This window comes from Rubeoparvulum massiliense (genome assembly GCF_001049895.1).
Classification (GTDB): domain Bacteria; phylum Bacillota; class Bacilli; order Rubeoparvulales; family Rubeoparvulaceae; genus Rubeoparvulum; species Rubeoparvulum massiliense.
Genome location: NZ_CVPE01000006.1, coordinates 818289 through 835760, shown reverse-complemented (window position 1 = coordinate 835760; position 17472 = coordinate 818289). Strand labels below are relative to the sequence as shown.

At 44.9% G+C, this 17472-nt stretch carries 19 protein-coding genes; 12 read left to right on the top strand and 7 right to left on the bottom strand.

The genetic code is table 11. The features are described 5' to 3' along the window. The first annotated feature begins 44 nt into the window (after window positions 1-44). Window positions 45-512: an HAD family hydrolase gene (locus BN1691_RS11815; protein ID WP_048602398.1), complete on the top strand. Its 468-nt coding sequence runs from the start codon at window positions 45-47 to the stop codon at window positions 510-512. Between the two features lie 90 nt (window positions 513-602). After that, window positions 603-2408, top strand: coding sequence for an oligoendopeptidase F (gene pepF / locus BN1691_RS11810; protein WP_048602397.1), 1806 nt, complete (start codon window positions 603-605; stop codon window positions 2406-2408). Window positions 2409-2491: 83 nt separating this feature from the next. Here pepF and thpR read toward each other — a convergent pair whose 3' ends face one another. Beyond that, entirely contained in the window at window positions 2492-3082 is a 591-nt protein-coding gene (gene thpR / locus BN1691_RS11805; RefSeq protein ID WP_048602396.1) for an RNA 2',3'-cyclic phosphodiesterase, read from the bottom strand. Window positions 3083-3197: 115 nt separating this feature from the next. On the opposite strand from thpR, the gene BN1691_RS11800 reads away from it, so the two are divergent. Then, a complete protein-coding gene (locus BN1691_RS11800) occupies window positions 3198-3431 on the top strand; it encodes a YuzB family protein (RefSeq protein WP_048602395.1) in 234 nt (77 codons plus the stop codon). Window positions 3432-3498: 67 nt separating this feature from the next. Here BN1691_RS11800 and BN1691_RS11795 read toward each other — a convergent pair whose 3' ends face one another. Beyond that, window positions 3499-5256 (bottom strand): UbiD family decarboxylase, encoded by a 1758-nt coding sequence (locus tag BN1691_RS11795; RefSeq protein WP_048602394.1) that lies wholly within the window; start codon window positions 5254-5256, stop codon window positions 3499-3501. 223 nt (window positions 5257-5479) lie between these two features. Here BN1691_RS11795 and BN1691_RS11790 point away from each other — a divergent pair, with 223 nt between their 5' ends. Then, entirely contained in the window at window positions 5480-6451 is a 972-nt protein-coding gene (locus BN1691_RS11790; protein WP_048602393.1) for a phosphatase PAP2 family protein, read from the top strand. Window positions 6452-6535: 84 nt separating this feature from the next. On the opposite strand, the gene BN1691_RS11785 is transcribed toward BN1691_RS11790, so the two are convergent. Together BN1691_RS11785 and BN1691_RS14460 are read right to left on the bottom strand one after the other, a co-directional pair. Beyond that, a complete protein-coding gene (locus BN1691_RS11785; protein ID WP_048602392.1) occupies window positions 6536-6847 on the bottom strand; it encodes a hypothetical protein in 312 nt (103 codons plus the stop codon). A 21-nt stretch (window positions 6848-6868) separates the two neighbouring features. Next, window positions 6869-7030, bottom strand: a complete 162-nt coding sequence (locus tag BN1691_RS14460; protein WP_156179067.1) for a hypothetical protein — start codon at window positions 7028-7030, stop codon at window positions 6869-6871. 237 nt (window positions 7031-7267) lie between these two features. On the opposite strand from BN1691_RS14460, the gene BN1691_RS11780 reads away from it, so the two are divergent. The 4 genes from BN1691_RS11780 to BN1691_RS11765 all read left to right on the top strand — a co-directional run bounded on the left by BN1691_RS11780 (window position 7268) and on the right by BN1691_RS11765 (window position 10982). Beyond that, a complete protein-coding gene (locus BN1691_RS11780; RefSeq protein WP_048602391.1) occupies window positions 7268-8989 on the top strand; it encodes a 2-oxoacid:acceptor oxidoreductase subunit alpha in 1722 nt (573 codons plus the stop codon). A gap of 1 nt (window position 8990) precedes the next feature. Continuing rightward, complete coding sequence (locus tag BN1691_RS11775; protein WP_048602390.1) at window positions 8991-9836, top strand: 2-oxoacid:ferredoxin oxidoreductase subunit beta; 846 nt, start codon at window positions 8991-8993, stop codon at window positions 9834-9836. A gap of 66 nt (window positions 9837-9902) precedes the next feature. Continuing rightward, a complete protein-coding gene (locus BN1691_RS11770; RefSeq protein WP_048602389.1) occupies window positions 9903-10259 on the top strand; it encodes a thioredoxin family protein in 357 nt (118 codons plus the stop codon). 72 nt (window positions 10260-10331) lie between these two features. Continuing rightward, complete coding sequence (locus BN1691_RS11765) at window positions 10332-10982, top strand: HAD family hydrolase (RefSeq protein WP_048602388.1); 651 nt, start codon at window positions 10332-10334, stop codon at window positions 10980-10982. A gap of 4 nt (window positions 10983-10986) precedes the next feature. On the opposite strand, the gene BN1691_RS11760 is transcribed toward BN1691_RS11765, so the two are convergent. After that, a complete protein-coding gene (locus BN1691_RS11760) occupies window positions 10987-11298 on the bottom strand; it encodes a metal-sensitive transcriptional regulator (RefSeq protein ID WP_147545941.1) in 312 nt (103 codons plus the stop codon). A 90-nt stretch (window positions 11299-11388) separates the two neighbouring features. On the opposite strand from BN1691_RS11760, the gene BN1691_RS11755 reads away from it, so the two are divergent. Next, window positions 11389-12129, top strand: a complete 741-nt coding sequence (locus BN1691_RS11755) for an MBL fold metallo-hydrolase (RefSeq protein WP_048602386.1) — start codon at window positions 11389-11391, stop codon at window positions 12127-12129. A gap of 48 nt (window positions 12130-12177) precedes the next feature. Here BN1691_RS11755 and BN1691_RS11750 read toward each other — a convergent pair whose 3' ends face one another. Beyond that, entirely contained in the window at window positions 12178-12525 is a 348-nt protein-coding gene (locus BN1691_RS11750) for a metal-sulfur cluster assembly factor (RefSeq protein ID WP_231638406.1), read from the bottom strand. 171 nt (window positions 12526-12696) lie between these two features. Between BN1691_RS11750 and BN1691_RS11745 the strand changes: the two genes are divergently transcribed. The 3 genes from BN1691_RS11745 to BN1691_RS11735 all read left to right on the top strand — a co-directional run bounded on the left by BN1691_RS11745 (window position 12697) and on the right by BN1691_RS11735 (window position 15773). Then, window positions 12697-14898, top strand: coding sequence for a heavy metal translocating P-type ATPase (locus tag BN1691_RS11745; RefSeq protein ID WP_231638405.1), 2202 nt, complete (start codon window positions 12697-12699; stop codon window positions 14896-14898). A gap of 60 nt (window positions 14899-14958) precedes the next feature. Continuing rightward, window positions 14959-15168, top strand: a complete 210-nt coding sequence (gene copZ, locus BN1691_RS11740) for a copper chaperone CopZ (RefSeq protein ID WP_048602385.1) — start codon at window positions 14959-14961, stop codon at window positions 15166-15168. Between the two features lie 179 nt (window positions 15169-15347). After that, entirely contained in the window at window positions 15348-15773 is a 426-nt protein-coding gene (locus BN1691_RS11735; RefSeq protein WP_048602384.1) for a CBS domain-containing protein, read from the top strand. Between the two features lie 44 nt (window positions 15774-15817). Here BN1691_RS11735 and BN1691_RS11730 read toward each other — a convergent pair whose 3' ends face one another. Next, a complete protein-coding gene (locus BN1691_RS11730; RefSeq protein WP_048602383.1) occupies window positions 15818-17458 on the bottom strand; it encodes a thiamine pyrophosphate-binding protein in 1641 nt (546 codons plus the stop codon). Window positions 17459-17472 lie beyond the last annotated feature (14 nt).

Here is a 17472-nt window from a genome sequence, read left to right as displayed (position 1 = left end):
GGTGCTGGATTTTGCTATAATAAAAAAATAGGGGGTGAGAGAACGTGTTAAGAATAACCATACCAGGCCGTGAAACCTTAGAGCTTCAACATGCGGTCTTTGATTTTAATGGTACATTGGCGATGGATGGGAAGGTGCCCCTTACTGTTCGGGAAGGGATCAAGCAATTGGCACATTCCATCCAGCTCCATGTGATTACAGCAGATACCAATGGTACGGTGGCGGAGGAGTGTGCTGATTTACCTATTCATATTCATGTGATTGCTCCTGGTCAACAGGCTGAGCAAAAAGCAGCCTATATTAAGGACTTATCTGGTGATGTGGTGGTCTTTGGTAATGGAAGTAATGATGAACTGATGTTTCAGGAGGCAGCGTTAGCCATTGCCATCTTGGGTACGGAAGGGTGTGCCACATCCACATTATTACAGAGTGATATGGTGGTTCCTGCCATGGAGAATGCTTTGGAACTCTTCTTTCAGACCAATCGCTTAATCGCTACACTACGTAAATAATGATCAATTTGGGTACATAAGTATTCTGTAGCAGGAAGTAAGGAATTAAAAACAGAAAATATATCTAATGTTAATTAAAGGAGGATTTCCATGGGAAATGCCGTACGTTATCATTCACGAACAGAAATACCAGAAAAGTATAAGTGGGATCTACAGAAGATGTATGAGTCTGATGCAGCATGGGAGCAAAAATTTGAAGAGATGAAACGTAGGCTTCCTGAATTGAAGGAATATGAAGGGAAGCTAGCCAGTTCTGCAAAAACATTACTAGAAGCCTTACAATTGAAGGATTATCTCTTGGAGCATATTTTACGCTTGTATAATTATGCCCATATGAGTAGTGATCAGGATACAGCCAATTCCACCTACCAAGGACTTGTGGATCGTGCAATGGGCCTCTATGTACAATTTGGTGCAGCCATCTCTTACATGACACCAGAGCTCCTAGCCATCCCTGATGAAACCCTAGAGCAATACTTACAGCAGCCAGAGCTCAGCCTCTATCGCCATGCCATTGAACAGGTTACACGGTTGAAGGCACATGTCCTCTCCAAGGAAGAAGAGGCGTTACTAGCACAGGCAGGAGAGATTGCCTTAGCGCCCAACAATATTTATAACATGTTGAATAATGCTGACCTGCAATTTCCCAATGTTCACGATGAAGAAGGCAAAGAGATTCCATTAACCAAGGGAAATTTCGTACCCCTTCAACAATCCCCTGATCGTGAAGTACGGAAGGAAGTTTTCCACACCTTCTATGAGCGTTATAAGAATTACAATAATACCTTTGCTGCCATGCTCAATGCAGCGGTGAAGAGAACGGTATTCAATGCGCGAGTTCGGAAATACAGCTCCGCATTAGAAGCAGCCCTTGATGAGGATAATATTCCTGTTGAGGTTTATAGTAATCTATTAGAGACGGTGGAAAAATATCTGCCACAAATGCATCGTTATATTCGTCTTCGTAAGCAATTGCTAGGTGTAGATGAGCTACATATGTATGATATCTATACGTCCATGGTGAAGGATGTGGACCTGGTCATCCCATACGAAGAAGCCAAGGAGAAGGTTGTAGAGGGCTTACAACCATTAGGTGAGGAATACCTTCAGGTGGTACGTAAAGCCTATGAATCCCGTTGGATAGACGTCTATGAGACCCCAGGCAAGCGTGGTGGAGCCTATTCCAGTGGTACCTATGGCACAGCACCCTACATCTTATTGAACCAAATGGATAATCTCGATAGCATGTTCACCTTAGCCCATGAGATGGGTCACTCTGTTCACTCGTATTATTCCAGAGCGACTCAACCATTCGTCTATTCCGATTACACCATCTTTGTGGCAGAGGTGGCATCGACCACTAATGAATCGCTTTTGATTCACCACTTATTGGAGCAAACCAATGATCGGCAGTTAAAGATGTATCTACTCAATCATTATCTCGATCAATTTAAGGGAACCGTTTTCCGCCAAACCATGTTTGCAGAGTTTGAAAAGCTCATCCATGCCCATGTTGAAGCGGGTGGTTCTCTCACAGCGGAGATCCTCAATCAATTCTATTTGGAGCTCAATCAAAAATATTATGGACCAGACATGGTGAGTGATCCATTGATCGCTGTAGAATGGTCAAGGATCCCCCATTTCTACAATAATTTTTATGTGTATAAGTACGCTACAGGCTTCTCCGCAGCAACTGCCTTGGCACAAGGCATCTTACAGAAGGGTGAGCATGCTGTAGCAGCGTACTTACAATTCTTAAAGAGCGGCGGTAGCGCTTACTCTATTCAGCTTCTACAAAGAGCAGGTGTGGATATGACCTCTACCCAGCCCATTGCAGCAGCCCTTGATGTATTTACGGATATCCTTGACCAGATGGAAGCATTGATGGAGGAATAAGGTTCAAAAGAGCAGGCAATGAATGAAGATAAGAAAGCTGAACTCCTTGCTGGAGTTCAGCTTATTCAACGATCGATTTACTTCTAGCCTTGTCGGAGCTCAAATGTATGAAGCTGTCGATACATGGGAAGCTGATCGAAGCAGGTTTGATAAAGCACAAAATGATCTACGAGAAAGGGCTCCTCAAGCTGTGGGATAGCTGGCCACTTGCTTAAGGTATGCTGAAGCTGTTCGAGCTGAAAGCGATCCCCGGCAAAACGGCGTGCTATGGTAATATGAGGGCGATAAGCCCGTTCTTCGTGGGGAAAGCCAAGCTGGATAATCCGCTGTTCGAGCCGAGCATGGAGGCGATGGATCGGCGGGAGATCACCCTTCAAACCTAACCAGAGAATGCGTGGTTTCTCTGGTTGTCCAAAGGTTCCCCCATGACTTACCCGTAAATAAAAAGGGGGAAAGGATCTTTCTTGAAACTCTTGAGAGAATGCCGCCACAATCCTCTCGAGCTCCATGCTTGTCCGATTACCAAAGAAATGAAGTGTAATATGTGTATCGTCAGGATGTACCCACGTCTGAAACGGGAAGCGGGCAGCCAATTGCTCCATGAGTTGCTTCATGAGAAGACGCTGTGCTGGTGGAATAGGAATGGCCAAGAAATAATGAGGTTCACGATTCAATGGTGACAGCTCCTTTCAGATGGCTTAGGCTGTAGTTTTTCCTTGCTTCTGTTATAATAGACTCTATGAAATGAATTGTACACGTAAAGTGACAAGAAGAGAAAGGGTATGGAGCATGGCGAACGAATTTAGAATTTGTGATACCTGCAAAAGTATTAATATGAAAACACTGCTCCCCAAATTACGTGAACTTGACCCAGAGGCGGAGATCAAGATCGGCTGTCAATCCTATTGTGGAATTGGATATAAAAAGCCATTTGTCGTTGTGAATAACATGTATGTCACAGGTCCTGACGAGGAGACCGTGTTGAAGAAGGTAGCACGTTTTATTAAGGTGCCACGTCCATAAGCGGACCGAGTCAGTAGTTAAAACGAAAGAGCGATGCTCCCAAAGCAGGGGTGCATCGCTCTTTCCATTATTTAAAGTATTGATTCCACCGTTCATCAACTAGTGCTTTTGTAGCAGGATCGGTTTCAACGGTATCAGGATAGAAGGGTTTCATTCTTGCATCGATTATAATCGCCCCTTCATAGCAGATTTTATTCCGCCGAATCTCGGAACGAGCATAGATATCATAGGCTGGATCAAAACGTGTGAAGACACTCCAGAGGAAGAGATCGCTACGCTGTGCGATGCTCGCATCATCTGTAAGAATCACCAAGGGCCAGCCTGTCAACTGCTCTTGAGCTTCGTCAACAAGATGCTGAGCAAACTCTGGATCTTCTTCATAGGTAGGACCGGAAACAACGAGACAACCACCACAGTATACTTGGGCATCATGAACCCCAGGTAATTGACCACCACGATACTCGCGGGAGAGCTGACGGATTGGTTGTCCGATCCCGATCATGATGGCCTTGCTACCCTTATTGAATTGGCGTCCTGTATAATCCAAGGTATCCATGGATGTATCATTGATGATCATCAGATCGCGCGCTGGTTGAAAACGAGCAAGAATACTCTCTAGTAATGTATCAAACTTTTCTAGATTACACGGAACATCGGTTAGCATTAAGAACTTGGTTAGTGTGAGTTGACCCTCCCCTAAGATCCGAAAGCCTGTAGCTAATGCTTCACGGTAATAGCTTTCACGCACGATGGCACCTGCAAGGGCATGGACCCCCGTATCTGCATAGGCCTTCAGAGCCTTTACACCAGGCATCACCATGGGGAAGAGTGGTGAAATTAAGCGTTGCAGATAGTCACCGATATGATAATCCTCTTGAATCGGTTTACCTACCACAGTAGCAGGATAGATGGCATCCTTACGTCTCCACATCTTCTTTACGTGGAAGATGGGAAAATCATGGGCGAGGGAGTAATAGCCATAATGGTCGCCAAATGGCCCTTCTAGCCTTCGCTCATGGGGAGGAACCAAGCCGCCAAAAGCAAATTCAGCCTCTGCTACGAGGGGATGAGGATATCCTTCTTCTTGATAGAGATGAACCTTATCGTTCATTAAGAGCGATGTAAAGACCAGTTCAGGCACCTTTTCTGGTAATGGGGCGATGGCAGTGATGATTAGGGCAGGTGGACCACCAAGCATTAAGGTCAGAGGTAGTGGTTGGTTCATCTGCTCGGCCTCATAGTAATGGAAACCGCCACCCTTATGGATTTGCCAATGTATCCCGGTGTGCTGATCATCATAGATTTGAATCCGATACATCCCCAGGTTATGCTGCTTTGTATGGGGATCTTCTGTATAGACTAAAGGAAGTGTAACAAAAGGGCCTCCATCCTCAGACCAGCTGGTGAGAGCGGGAAGCTTTGTGAGCTGTACCTGCTCAGAACGAACTTCGGAAATGGGAGCACGATTGGCTGAAACTCTCTTCGTACCGATTTTTAATAAGTCATAGAAGAGCTTCCGTTCCTGCCACAATGCAGAGGGTCGTGGAGGCATTAGATGATCTACAGCTCCTACAAGCTGTCGAACAAAGGCCTCTGGCTTCGGGCCAAAGCAGAGATCAACCCGTCTCATGGTTCCAAACATATTGGTAATGACAGGAAATGGGCTTCCTTTCACATTGGTGAAGAGAAGGGCAGGTCCTTCCTCAGTGATGACTCGGCGGTGGATTTCTGCCAGTTCAAGGTAGGGATCCACTGGTGCATCAATGGTTACCAGTTCCCCTTCCTGTTGCAAAACTTCTATAAACGAACGTAGATTGGTATGCATGTTTGCACCTCACTCTTTTCTTCGCCATCTTTAATCATCCTAAACGATCATGTGACAAACATCAATACATAAGGAAAGAGAATCCAGCATGCTTGCAACAAAGCTGTAATATTTTTTGTTGCGATGGAGGCTGATTTGGAGGTAAAATGTTTTTATGGCTTCATGGCTGGTATTCAAAAGCTATGATGCCTAACTATATTCTTCGATTAGGATGGGATTGCAAATGGAACTTTATGAAAAGAGTGTGATTCAGAGAAATAACTGGATCCGCTGGTATCTGCCGCTTGCTCTCCTGCTTTTTTGCATCGCGTTAATCTTGTCACCCGAACATGAGCGCGCTCAATTTTTTATTTTCTTGCTCATTCCCTGTATACCTGCCATGATTAAGGCAGAAGAGCGATCACGTAGTTATTTTTGGGCTGCTGCAATTTTAGGAATTGCCTATTACGTTCTCAATATGCTTGTTTTTAAGATGCATGTTTGGCAGCTAAAATATGAATTGGTACATCCCAATGGATTGTTTGACTTTTTGATTCCAATGAATCATTTTTTACACAGCATTCCTTTCAATGATGGGATGTTTATTCGTCAGTTCGCTACACCTTGGCTGGATCAGATTTTAGTGCCGATCTATGTTCATGGCTTTGTGGTTCCAGCTGCAGTCATGGCAGTCTACTATGTGGCAACGAAACAACCAGTAAAAGTGGTACAGGCTATTTTTGCCTTCCATGCTCTACAATATGTGATGATTTTACCCTTCCACTTCTGGGTCGAATCCTATCAGGTTTGGCAAGTACAAAACATGTTTGATGGTACATTCTTTACAGACCCTATCGTTAATTATCGCCATTGGCTAGTATCAGGAGCGAAGGTACCTAGCTTTAATCACGCATTTCCAAGCATGCATACATCCATTGCTACAGCCATTATTATCATGGCTTTACGAGAAAAAAATCGGTTTTTCAGATGGATTATGGTGATCTTTAATGTGACGGTAATCTTTACCACCGTATATCTTGGAATCCATTGGATTTTGGATCTGATTGGTGGTATTTTACTAGGCTGGTCTGCAGTGAAGATAGGCGATTGGGTAGTCGCACGTCCTACCTTTCAACTCTGGATCAACCAGTTTATTGAGCGCATTGAACGGGTTCTTCCAGAACGTAAGAGCAAAAAAGAGATGGTACGAGCATAATTCAAACAAAAAAAGCTGCTACCCAAGATGATTTTGGGGAACAGCTTTTTTGCTATTTAGTAGTATTCTATAATTCAATTTTTACTAATTTTGCTGCTTCGCTGCCTTATCAGCGATATGTACGGCCATATCAGAAAGGAGTGGGACTGCCTTCGCCTCAATGAGCGTGCCTTGGTGGATGATCGCATATCCTCGTAATGCATATTCATAGTTGTTCTCAATCTCTGTAAGGCCAAATGTTCGATGAAGTGTCAGATCAGGATCGCCTTGAATGGTAAAGGCGGTGATCTTCAGCTGTTCCTCAAGAAGTCGATTCTCTTCACTGGTACCAGCATTCCATACGTGGAACTGCACCCCTTTGCGTTGGAGCTGCTCCCATTCTTCTTGCAACTGCACCAGTTGCCCTTGGCATTGTGTTCAGCCAGGTGCGGTAAAGAGAAAAATCAGATGGGTGCCTTCATTAAATTGATTAGGAATGATCGGAGTGCTCTCATCTTGACTACTACAGCCAGAAATAATGAGCAAGCTAAACATGAAGAGGGCTATGATTCGGAAAATGCTCTTTTTGGTCTGTGTCATTAGACAACCTCCTTATCTTTCAATATTGTAGCATATAGGCAGTGTAAATGGTGGAAAATAGTTGCAGATAAGGTATTGGAGATCATATAATAAAACTGTATCAATAGTAAAATCAATCTGTTATAGTAATTATAAGTCTTTTTTCTCCAGTTCGTTTCAAGTGATTAACAATTTTATAAATTCTGTTTTCTCAATTGATAATTCTGTTCTATAATGTCGATAGGAGAGGTGATAACCATGATCAAAGCGATCCAATGGAAAGTGGGTGGTCAACAAGGTGAAGGTGTTGACTCCACAGGTGAAGTATTTGCCAGAACATTATTTCGTTACGGTTACCATGTAACCACGTATAAGCAATTTATGTCAAGAATTAAAGGCGGACATACGGATTATAAAATCCGTGCTACACAAGACCAGACTTATTATGCTGGCGACCAGGTAGATATTCTTCTGTGCTTGGATAAGGATACTCTTCCACTGAATGAGCAGGCATTAGTTGAGAATGGCGTAGCCATTGTTGAAGGTAAGGAGATTCATGTTGAGAAGCATGATGGCAAGCAATATGTTGAAGCGACGTTTCCCATGAAGGAACTGGCCACGCAACTTGGGAATCCCCTTGCTAAGAATATGATCGCACTTGGGATCAGTGGTGCATTAATTCAGTTACCCAAAGAATTGTTCTATGAATTTATTGAAGACGTATTCGCCAAAAAAGGTGCTGAGGTAATCCAGAGCAATAAAGCTGCAGTTGATAAGGGCTATGAATTGGTAGAACAATATTTAGCTGATTATATTCAGAAGCTGGAGCCTGTGGCAAAAGAGGAACGTCTATATCTTTCTGGAAATGAGGCTACTGCCTTTGGAAGTTTCATGGCAGGCTGTCGTTTTCTCTCTGCTTATCCCATTACACCTGCTAGTGAGATCATGGAATGGATGAGTGCCAATCTTCCTAAAGTGGGAGGAACAGTACTACAGGTAGAGGATGAGATTGCTGGGGTCACCTTCGCCATCGGTGCATCTTACGCAGGCGCTCGTGCAATGACTTCTACATCAGGACCAGGCTTATCCTTGAAAACAGAAGCATTGGGACTGGCTGGAATGAGTGAGACGCCGTTAGTGATTGTTAATTCTCAGCGCGGTGGTCCTTCTACAGGTCTCCCAACTAAATATGAACAGAGTGACTTACAACAGATGCTCTATGCTGGGCATGGTGAGATTCCTCGGATCGTCATTTATCCCAGCACCATTGAGGATGCATTCTACCTTGCAGCGGAAGCATTTAATCTCGCAGAACAATATCAATGCCCTGTCATTGTCGGGTTGGATCTAGCACTCTCAATGAATAAAACCACCATTCCTGCCATCGATGCTAACCGTGTTCAAATAAGTCGCGGCAAGCTCCTCTCACCTGATGAAGTAAAGAGCTTGGATGAGCATATCTTTAAGCGCTATCGTTTTACCAAGGATGGAATCTCACCACGTGCCATTCCAGGAATGGAGGGTGGTATTCATACAGCGAGTTCCAATGAGCATAATGAAGAAGGTTATATTACAGAAGATCCAGCCATCCGTACACAGATGATGAATAAACGTCTCGGTAAGGTAGAACAAGCACGGATTGCCACACCTTACTACTTGAAGAATGAAGATGCTGAGGTCATGGTGGTAGGTATGGGCTCAACCCGTGGGGTGATTGAAGAGAGCATTGCTAAATTAGCTGAAGAAGGTATATACCTCGGTCATATTCAACTGCAGCAAATCAGCCCATTCCCGATGGAATTAGCTCCATATTTAAAGGGGAAGCGGGTTATCAGCGTGGAGAATAACTACTTTGGTCAGTTGCTCAATGTGATTAAAATGCATCTTCCCATCCATGAGAAGGCAGCTAAAATTACGCAATATGATGGAAATCCCTTCACGATGGAACGTGTCTATCGTGAGTTAAAGGAGTTGATATAAGATGGCTACAATAAAAGATTTCCGTGGCGATACACCAACGTGGTGCCCAGGCTGTGGCCATTTTAGTGTCATGGCAGGTGTACAGAAGGCAGCGTTGAATTTGGGACTGGAACCACATCAAATGGCCATTGTTACAGGGATTGGCTGTTCCAGTAAGCTGTCTGAGTATACGCGAACCTATGGCTTTCATACCCTCCATGGACGTTCACTCCCTGTTGCCCAAGGTGTGAAGATGGCCAACCCAGAGTTGACTGTCATTGCTGCAGGCGGTGATGGCGATGGCTATGGAATCGGAATGGGACACTTTGCCCATGCGGTTCGTCGTAATATTGATATGACCTATGTGGTGATGGATAATCAGATTTATGGATTAACCAAGGGACAGACCTCTCCACGTAGCGCTCATCAGTTTGTGACGAAGACGACGAAAGCAGGTAATAAGGAGTATCCTATCGATCCGCTGGCAACAGCCATTGCCAATGGTGGAACATTTGTGGCACAAGCCTTCTCCGGGGATATTAAAGGCATGACTGAGATTATTGAGCGTGCCATTCAACATAAAGGTTTCTCTTTGGTGAATGTATACAGTCCTTGTGTTACTTTTAATAAGGTGAACACCTATGACTTCTTTAAGGAAAGCCTTGCTCAGGTGGATCAACCTTTTGCTACGAGAGAAGAAGCCATCAGCTTTATCAAAGAAAAAGAAGGCCTCGTAACAGGTATTCTCTTTGAAGAAGAACGGGATGACTTCCAAACGCAATTAGACATTGACTGGAATATCCTCGATGTCAAAGAAGGTTCCATGGATGAAGCCTTGCTTCGCAAGATGGAGAACCTATTCAAATAAGGTATAATGAAGACACTGCCCACCATCGAGGCGGTGTCTTCATTTTTGCTGGAGGGAGGGGTGAAGATGATCCAGGAGATGGCTGAAGAAGAACTACATCAACAGCTTCAAGATGTAAAAGGGGCTCCATTATTTGTATATCTTTATACGCCTTTTTGTGGTACTTGTAAATTGGCCCATCGCTTGTTAGAGATTACCGCTACAGCAATCCCGCAGGCTCGCATCATCGCCAGTAACCTCAATTACCTACCTGCTCTTGCTCAAGCTTGGAAGATTACTAGTGTGCCAGCCCTGGTAGTCTATGGAGAGAAGGGGGTCATTGCTAAATATTATGCCTTCCATTCTGTTGATTATCTATTTGGTTTAATCCAATTTCACCTTCAACATGTGACAACAGAGGAACAGGATAAGCAGGAAAAATAAGGAATCATCACGAATGGTATAGGGGATACTATAGATATCACGCAGTGGAAAAGAAGGAGGTTTATTCAAGGTATGGCCTATGTTGCTGTCGATTTTGATGGAACTCTTTTTCAAGGTAATCCCCTAGCCTTAATGCTCAAAGTGGGTTTAACGCAGTTTCCACTTCACCGCAGACTTCGTATTTATAAAGGAATGAGTCAAGCGGTCATCATCAATTATCGTAAGGGCTCCTATGTAGTTCGCACTGAATTATTCCGCGCTTTTGCCCAAGGGTTTCGCGGATTAACCCGAGGAGAAGTAGAAGCGTTTTTTGTTCGTTTGGTTGATCATGGTGTAGAGCAATTGGATCGAGAGATTTTGGAACGGATTCAATCCCATCATCAGTCGGGGGATCGAGTGATTTTACTGTCTGGAGCGCTTCATCCATTTCTCGAACTATTCGTAGCTCGAACTGGGGCACCCATTGATGAGGTAAGAGGCACAGAGCTTCTCTTTGAAGGGGAGATTTGTACAGGTGAGATCGGTGTGATCAATCATGGCGAGGAGAAGGTGAGACATTTCCAAGCGTGGCTACAAGAAACAGAAGTGAAGGAGACATGGGCCTACGCGGATAGTGCGTCTGATCTCCCTCTATTTGAATTTGTATCTCGTCCCGTCGTAGTTCGGCCGAAGGCAGAATTTCGTACTCATGTAGAGGAACGCGGCTGGCCCATCATTCAATGATTGATCATTTCATTAGGCGCTTCATCGTTTGCATCAGTTCATCGACGACTTCTTGGTCTCCTGCTTGAAGCCGTTCCATTACACAGCTTTTCATGTGATTCTCCATGAGGATGGTAGCCACTGAACTAAGGGCAGCTTGCACGGCTGCAATTTGATTCAGGACATTATCACAGTAAGTATCTTCTTCAATCAGACGCTTAATTCCACGTATTTGTCCTTCGATTCGGTTGAGTCGTGAGGTTAAATTCCGTTTTACTGTCGGTGAATGATGGCTTTTCCGCCCGGCACTGCAGCAGCTTGCCATCGGAATCATCATCGCCTCATGGCTGGTTTCTTGATCGACCATATTATCTTCCTCCTTTATATTAGATCATCAAGTGAATACAATGGAAAGGTGAGAATGGACATGCAGTTTCAAGTGATTGGATATTGGGGTGGGTACCCGGGACCCGGTAGTGCCACAGCTGGATATTTGCTGGAACATGATGGTGAACAACTTTTACTTGATTGTGGAAGTGGTGTCTTATCAAGACTTCCTTATTTTACCCAACCTGAACGCTTACAAGCGGTACTACTCTCCCATTATCATTATGATCATATCGCGGATCTAGGCGTGTTGCAATATGCATTGCTTGTACAGCAACAATTGGGCAATGGGAATGGTGTATTGCCCATCTATGCTCCTAACCACGATGAAGAGGCCTTTCAACGTTTACAACGTCCTAATATTACCCAGGCCTTTCCCTTATTACCTGACAAGAAAGAGCAGATTGGATTATTTCAAGTGGAAGTACTTCCCACTCAACATCCTGAGTACTGCTTAGCTATGCGTATTGCTACTTCAGAAGCAACGATTGTTTATACAGCAGATACCGCATTCTTTCCAAAGCTGGTGGACTTTGCAGCAGATGCTGATTTGCTTGTGGCAGAGTGTAGCTTCTATGGAGGGATGGATGCTCAAGCCTATGGGGGCCATATGAACAGTTATGATGTAGGTCGACTTGCAGCGGAAGCAAGAGTAGGCTCCCTTCTGCTCACTCATCTGCCGCACTTTGGTCAGCATGACCAATTGCTTGAGGAAGCGGCAGAACATTTTACAGGACCCATCGCCCTTGCTCGAGAAGGCTGGCGCTGGGAAGCGAGATAAGGCAGGTGCAATGGAGCACCTGCCTTATCTGTTTATGCCATGTTTTTCTTATATTCCAAGGGTCATCCGAGCGAACTGTGACATATTCTCTCGGCTCCATGGTGGGTTCCAGACCACATTGACTTCCACATCATCAATCTCTTCTAGTTGGGTAACAGCTTCTCTTACTAGAGTGGTAAGTTCGCCAGCTAACGGGCATCCCATGGAAGTGAGGGTCATCTCAATATAAGCTTTCTTATCATCTAATACTTCAATTCTGTATACGAGACCAAGATCCACCACATTCATATTGAGCTCAGGATCTACAACATGCTCTCGTAGTTGGTCCATGATTTTCCGCTGTAAATCGGTGGTTAACACGTCATCAAGGTTGGTCTTCATTAACTCATTCATCATGAGGATTCACCTTCCTTTCTCGTTGTCGCGAAGTCCTCTTTATCATACCCAGTCGGTGAGTATATTTCAATGAAAAAAGGTTTGACATACACATGGGGGGTATAGTATATATAGTATAGAGTATGTAAAGTAAGAATTGGTCATCTTAAAGATCAAAGGGGGTAGGTTACTGTGGCAGAAGGTACAGAACAACGTGGGGGAAGGCAGGTACAACTGGTGATTACAGGGATGACCTGTGCGGCTTGCTCCAATCGAATTGAAAAGGGTTTAAATCGTATGGAAGGTGTTCAGAATGCCACCGTCAATCTTACTTCAGAGGAGGCGGTGATCTCCTTTGACCCGAATCAACTTGATATCGAAGATCTACGCAAGAAAGTAAAAGACTTAGGATATGGAGCAATGGAAAAGGTAGATGATCGGAAAGCATTGAAGGAAGAGGAACTGAGCCATAAGCGGCGTAGAATCATTCTCTCAGCTCTTCTCTCATTCCCGCTACTCTGGACGATGTTCGCCCACTTAGGTCTACCAATGCTGGTGCCCCAATGGTTACTCAACCCATGGGTACAATGGACTTTTGCCACACCTGTGCAATTCTTTGTTGGCTGGATCTTCTATGAAGGCGCTTGGAAGGCTTTGAAGAATAGAAGTGCCAATATGGATGTTCTCGTAGCTTTAGGAACATCAGCTGCCTATTTTTATAGCATTTATGGAATGCTCAATGGCTCTCATCATCTCTATTTCGAAACCAGTGCCGTCTTGATTACCCTCGTTCTTGTGGGGAAATATCTCGAAGCATTGGCCAAGGGCAGAACCACTGCCGCTATGGAAAAGCTCCTCTCCCTCCAAGCCCAAACTGCTACTGTGAAAATGGATGGAGATTGGCAGGTGATTCCTGTGGAGCAGGTGAAACATGATCAATGGATACTTGTTCGACCAGGTGAGAAGATTCCTGTAGATGGTGAGATTGTGGAAGGTAATTCCACCATCAATGAATCGATGCTAACCGGTGAAAGCCTACCTGTGGAAAAAACAAAGGGAGATCCTGTTTTTGGTGGTACTATCAATCTTCATGGTGCCCTCACATTTCGTGCAACGAAGATTGGGAATGAAACGGTTTTAGCCCAAATCATTCAAGCGGTGAAGCAAGCGAACGCAAGTAAGGCACCGATTCAGCGGGTGGCTGACCGAATCTCTGGTATCTTCGTTCCTACGGTGGTATTACTCGCCCTTATTACATTCTTACTTCATTATTTTTGGCTACAGCCCGGGAATGTGGAGTATGCGCTGATCACAGCGGTGGCTGTTCTCGTAATCGCCTGTCCCTGTGCCTTAGGATTGGCGACGCCAACATCCATCATGGTAGGGACTGGGAAGGGTGCAGAGCATGGAATCCTCTTTAAGGGTGGGGAACATTTAGAGCAGCTAAGTAAGGTCAATGTGATTCTTCTGGATAAGACAGGAACCATCACCCATGGAGAACCACAGGTGACAGAGATTCTCTCATTCCAAAGTGAAGAGCAGAAGCTTCTGCAAGTAGTTGCATCCATTGAACAAAATTCTGAGCATCCCGTAGGGCAAGCTGTTGTGAAGTATGCGAAGGAACGAGGAGAACGATGTGGGGGAGTAGAGCAATTTACCGTCTATCCTGGCAAGGGCGTTGCCGCCATTCACGAAGGTCAACAATACTGGATTGGAAATCGCCGCTTGTTGGAGGAGCAAGGGATCGATTATTCTACCTCGCTCAACCAGCTAGAGCAATTGGAGGCAGAGGGTAAGACGGTAATGTTGGTGGCAAGCAGTAATGCTGTTATCGGATTGATCGCTGTAGCTGATCAGGTCAAGGAGGATGCCAAGCAGGCCATCAACCAATTGCAACAGATGGGTCTCCAGGTTGCTATGGTCACAGGGGATAATCAGCGAACTGCTCATGCCATCGCTCGGCAGGTAGGTATCACCCAGGTGGAAGCGGAGGTATTACCAACGGGGAAATCAGATGTGGTAAAACACTATCAAGAAAAAGGCTTCCGAGTGGCGATGGTTGGCGATGGGATCAATGATGCCCCTGCATTAGCCACTGCCGAGGTGGGAATTGCCATTGATACAGGAACGGATGTAGCTATGGAGGCTGCTGATGTAACGGTGATGGGGAGTGAGTTGCAGGGGGTTGTCAATGCGATTCTCGTGAGTCGCCATACCATGACCAACATTAAACAGAATCTCTTTGCCTCTCTCTTCTATAATTCCATTGGTATTCCAATTGCGATGGCAGGTTGGTTAGCGCCATGGATCGCTGGTGCAGCCATGGCGCTCAGCTCAGTCTCTGTGGTTCTCAATGCTTTACGCTTACGTCATATTCCACTTCAAAGGAAATGATTCATTTGACGATATCTTGAAGAGATCGAAGTATGATGGACGACGGAGGAGGTGAGAACAATGGGAGTGAAAGAGTACCATGTGGAAGGAATGTCTTGTCAGCATTGTGTAAAAGCAGTAGAAGGTGCATTACACAGCTTGGCAGGTGTGAAGGAAGCCAAAGTCAATTTAGAGGCCAAACGCGTTCATGTTGAATATGATCCTAGTCAAGTTACAGATCAAGCAATGAAGGAAGCAATCGAAGAACAAGGCTATGACGTGGTGGAATAATCCAAACTTGTTTGAACAGAATCTCCCTGTCTCTTAATCAAAGTAGAATAGGGAGATTCTTTCTTCATGTTTTGCGCTGAAATATTATATAATAGTGATGGCAGTAACGTGTAAAAGCATGTTCAAAAAATGGTAAAATGCTAGAAGGGAAGGAGAAAACAGATAAAGGGGTTTTGCTGATGAATATTGCATTTTTTCTCTTACCGAAGCGTGAAGTGGTGTATATGACACCTGAAGCTACCATGCGACAAGCATTGGAACGGATGGAGTTCCATCGCTTTTCGGCCATCCCACTGATCGATGATTCAGGACATTATATTGGTACCTTAACCGAAGGAGATCTCCTTTGGAAGTTGAAGAATACCCCCGATTTAAGTTTTGAGAATACAGATAAGATTCGTCTTAAAGACATTCCTTTGAGATGGCAGAATCAAACGGTTTCGATTAACGCAAAAATGGAAGATTTAATCACCCTTGCGGTTGCACAGAACTTTGTCCCAGTCGTCGATGATAACGAAGTTTTTATTGGGATTGTTCGACGTCGTGAGATTATTGAATATTGTTCGGAACAAATTTTTAGTTCCAAATTGATTCGTGAAGCATAGACGAAGGGTCTAACCTATTTTCTTAAGGTTAGACCCTTTTCATATTACTGAGTAAACGGGGGAGTGATATAGGCGGTTTCGATTTCCACCACAAAGGGAGCCTTTGACTTGTAGGCTTTTTTCAAGGCATTAAGGAGCTGATCGGCATCTTTCACCTGTTCTCCTGCAATGCCATAAGCCTGAGCCAGTTGGACAAAGTTAGGGTTAGCAAGCTGAACGCCATAGGGCTGATAGCCTCGAGCTAGCATGCTACTCTCCTCCTTCCCATAGGTATGATTTTTGAGGATGAGGATGGTGATGGGAAGCTGTTGCTCGTGGAGAGCGGAGAGCTCCATCATAGTAGTTACGAAGCTACCATCACCAACGATGGTAGTAACCTGTTTTTGTGGTGCAGCCAGCTGTGCACCGATAGCTGCAGGTAATCCATAGCCCATGGTGCGCCACTTTCCCGAGAAGAGTACCTCTTGGTTCGTGGCACGGAAGCGCTGATTGAACCAGATTGTGTGATCACCTGTATCTACAGTAATAATCCCATCATCATCAACCATATCACTGAGGATGCTCATTACCTGAGCAGGTGTGAGTGCATCAGGCGGGGAATTCTCATGGGAATATGCTTGATCAATCTGTTCCTTGCACTGGGTGATCTGTTTCTTCCATTCTACCCGCGAACGTTGTTGGAGTTGATTGATGATCTTTGTAAGTACGGTAGTAGCATCACCGATCAGACCGAGGTTGGCTGCAGGATGGGTCTCAATGCTGGCTACTGCTAGGTCAATGCTGGCGACGGTAGCTTGCTGTGGGACAAAGCCATCTGGCCACCAATTGCTACCGATAACGAGAATAAAGTCTGCTTGTTGGAAGAGGGCCATTCCTTCCATGGTTCCACCTTCCCCTAATCCGCCGAGGAAAAAAGGATGATGAAAGGAGATCACTCCTTTGGCTCCCAGGCTTTCAAAAAGAGCCACTTCCTGGATTTCTGCTAGTTGCATAATTTCTTTCTGTGCTTGGCGAGCTCCGACCCCAAGGAGCAAGGCAGGGCGCTGCGAGCGTTGAAGTTGGTCAACCACTTGCTCAAGCTGTGTACAATTCTCAGTTTGCAGCTGACTTTGTAGATCGATGAGCGGACGAGGAACTGCTGTAACGATCTGTGAAAAGAGATTTTGTGGAATACTGAGATGAGCCACACCTCGCTTTGTCATAGCTGTTACATAGGCAGTTCGTAATAAGGGAAGTAAAGCTTTTGAATCTTGCACCTCCGCAGAATAGCAAGCCAGTGGTGCAATCAGCTCCTGCTGTTCCACATATTGTTTTGCTTCCGTTCCAATGGAATCCTGTGGCACTTGCCCAGTAATTACTAATAGTGGGATATGGTCAGCAGAAGCCACAGCAAGACCATTTAACATATTGGCAAGTCCTGGTCCACTAGTGCCCAGACAGACTCCTGGTCGGTTTGAGAGGATGCTTTCTGCTGATGCCATCATGGCTGCAGCACTTTCAAAACGGGCATTAACCCAAATTAAGTGGCGTTCTTCACCAATGGTTTGGAGAAGGTGTAGGATGGCATCACCAGCAACACCATAGATCCGTTCTACACCCCAGAGTTTTAACTGTCGTAATAGCAAAGAGGAAAGTGTTAAAGAAGTAGGCATTTGTTCCAATTGTTCTTGAGAACGCTTATTCATTTTCATCCCTCCAT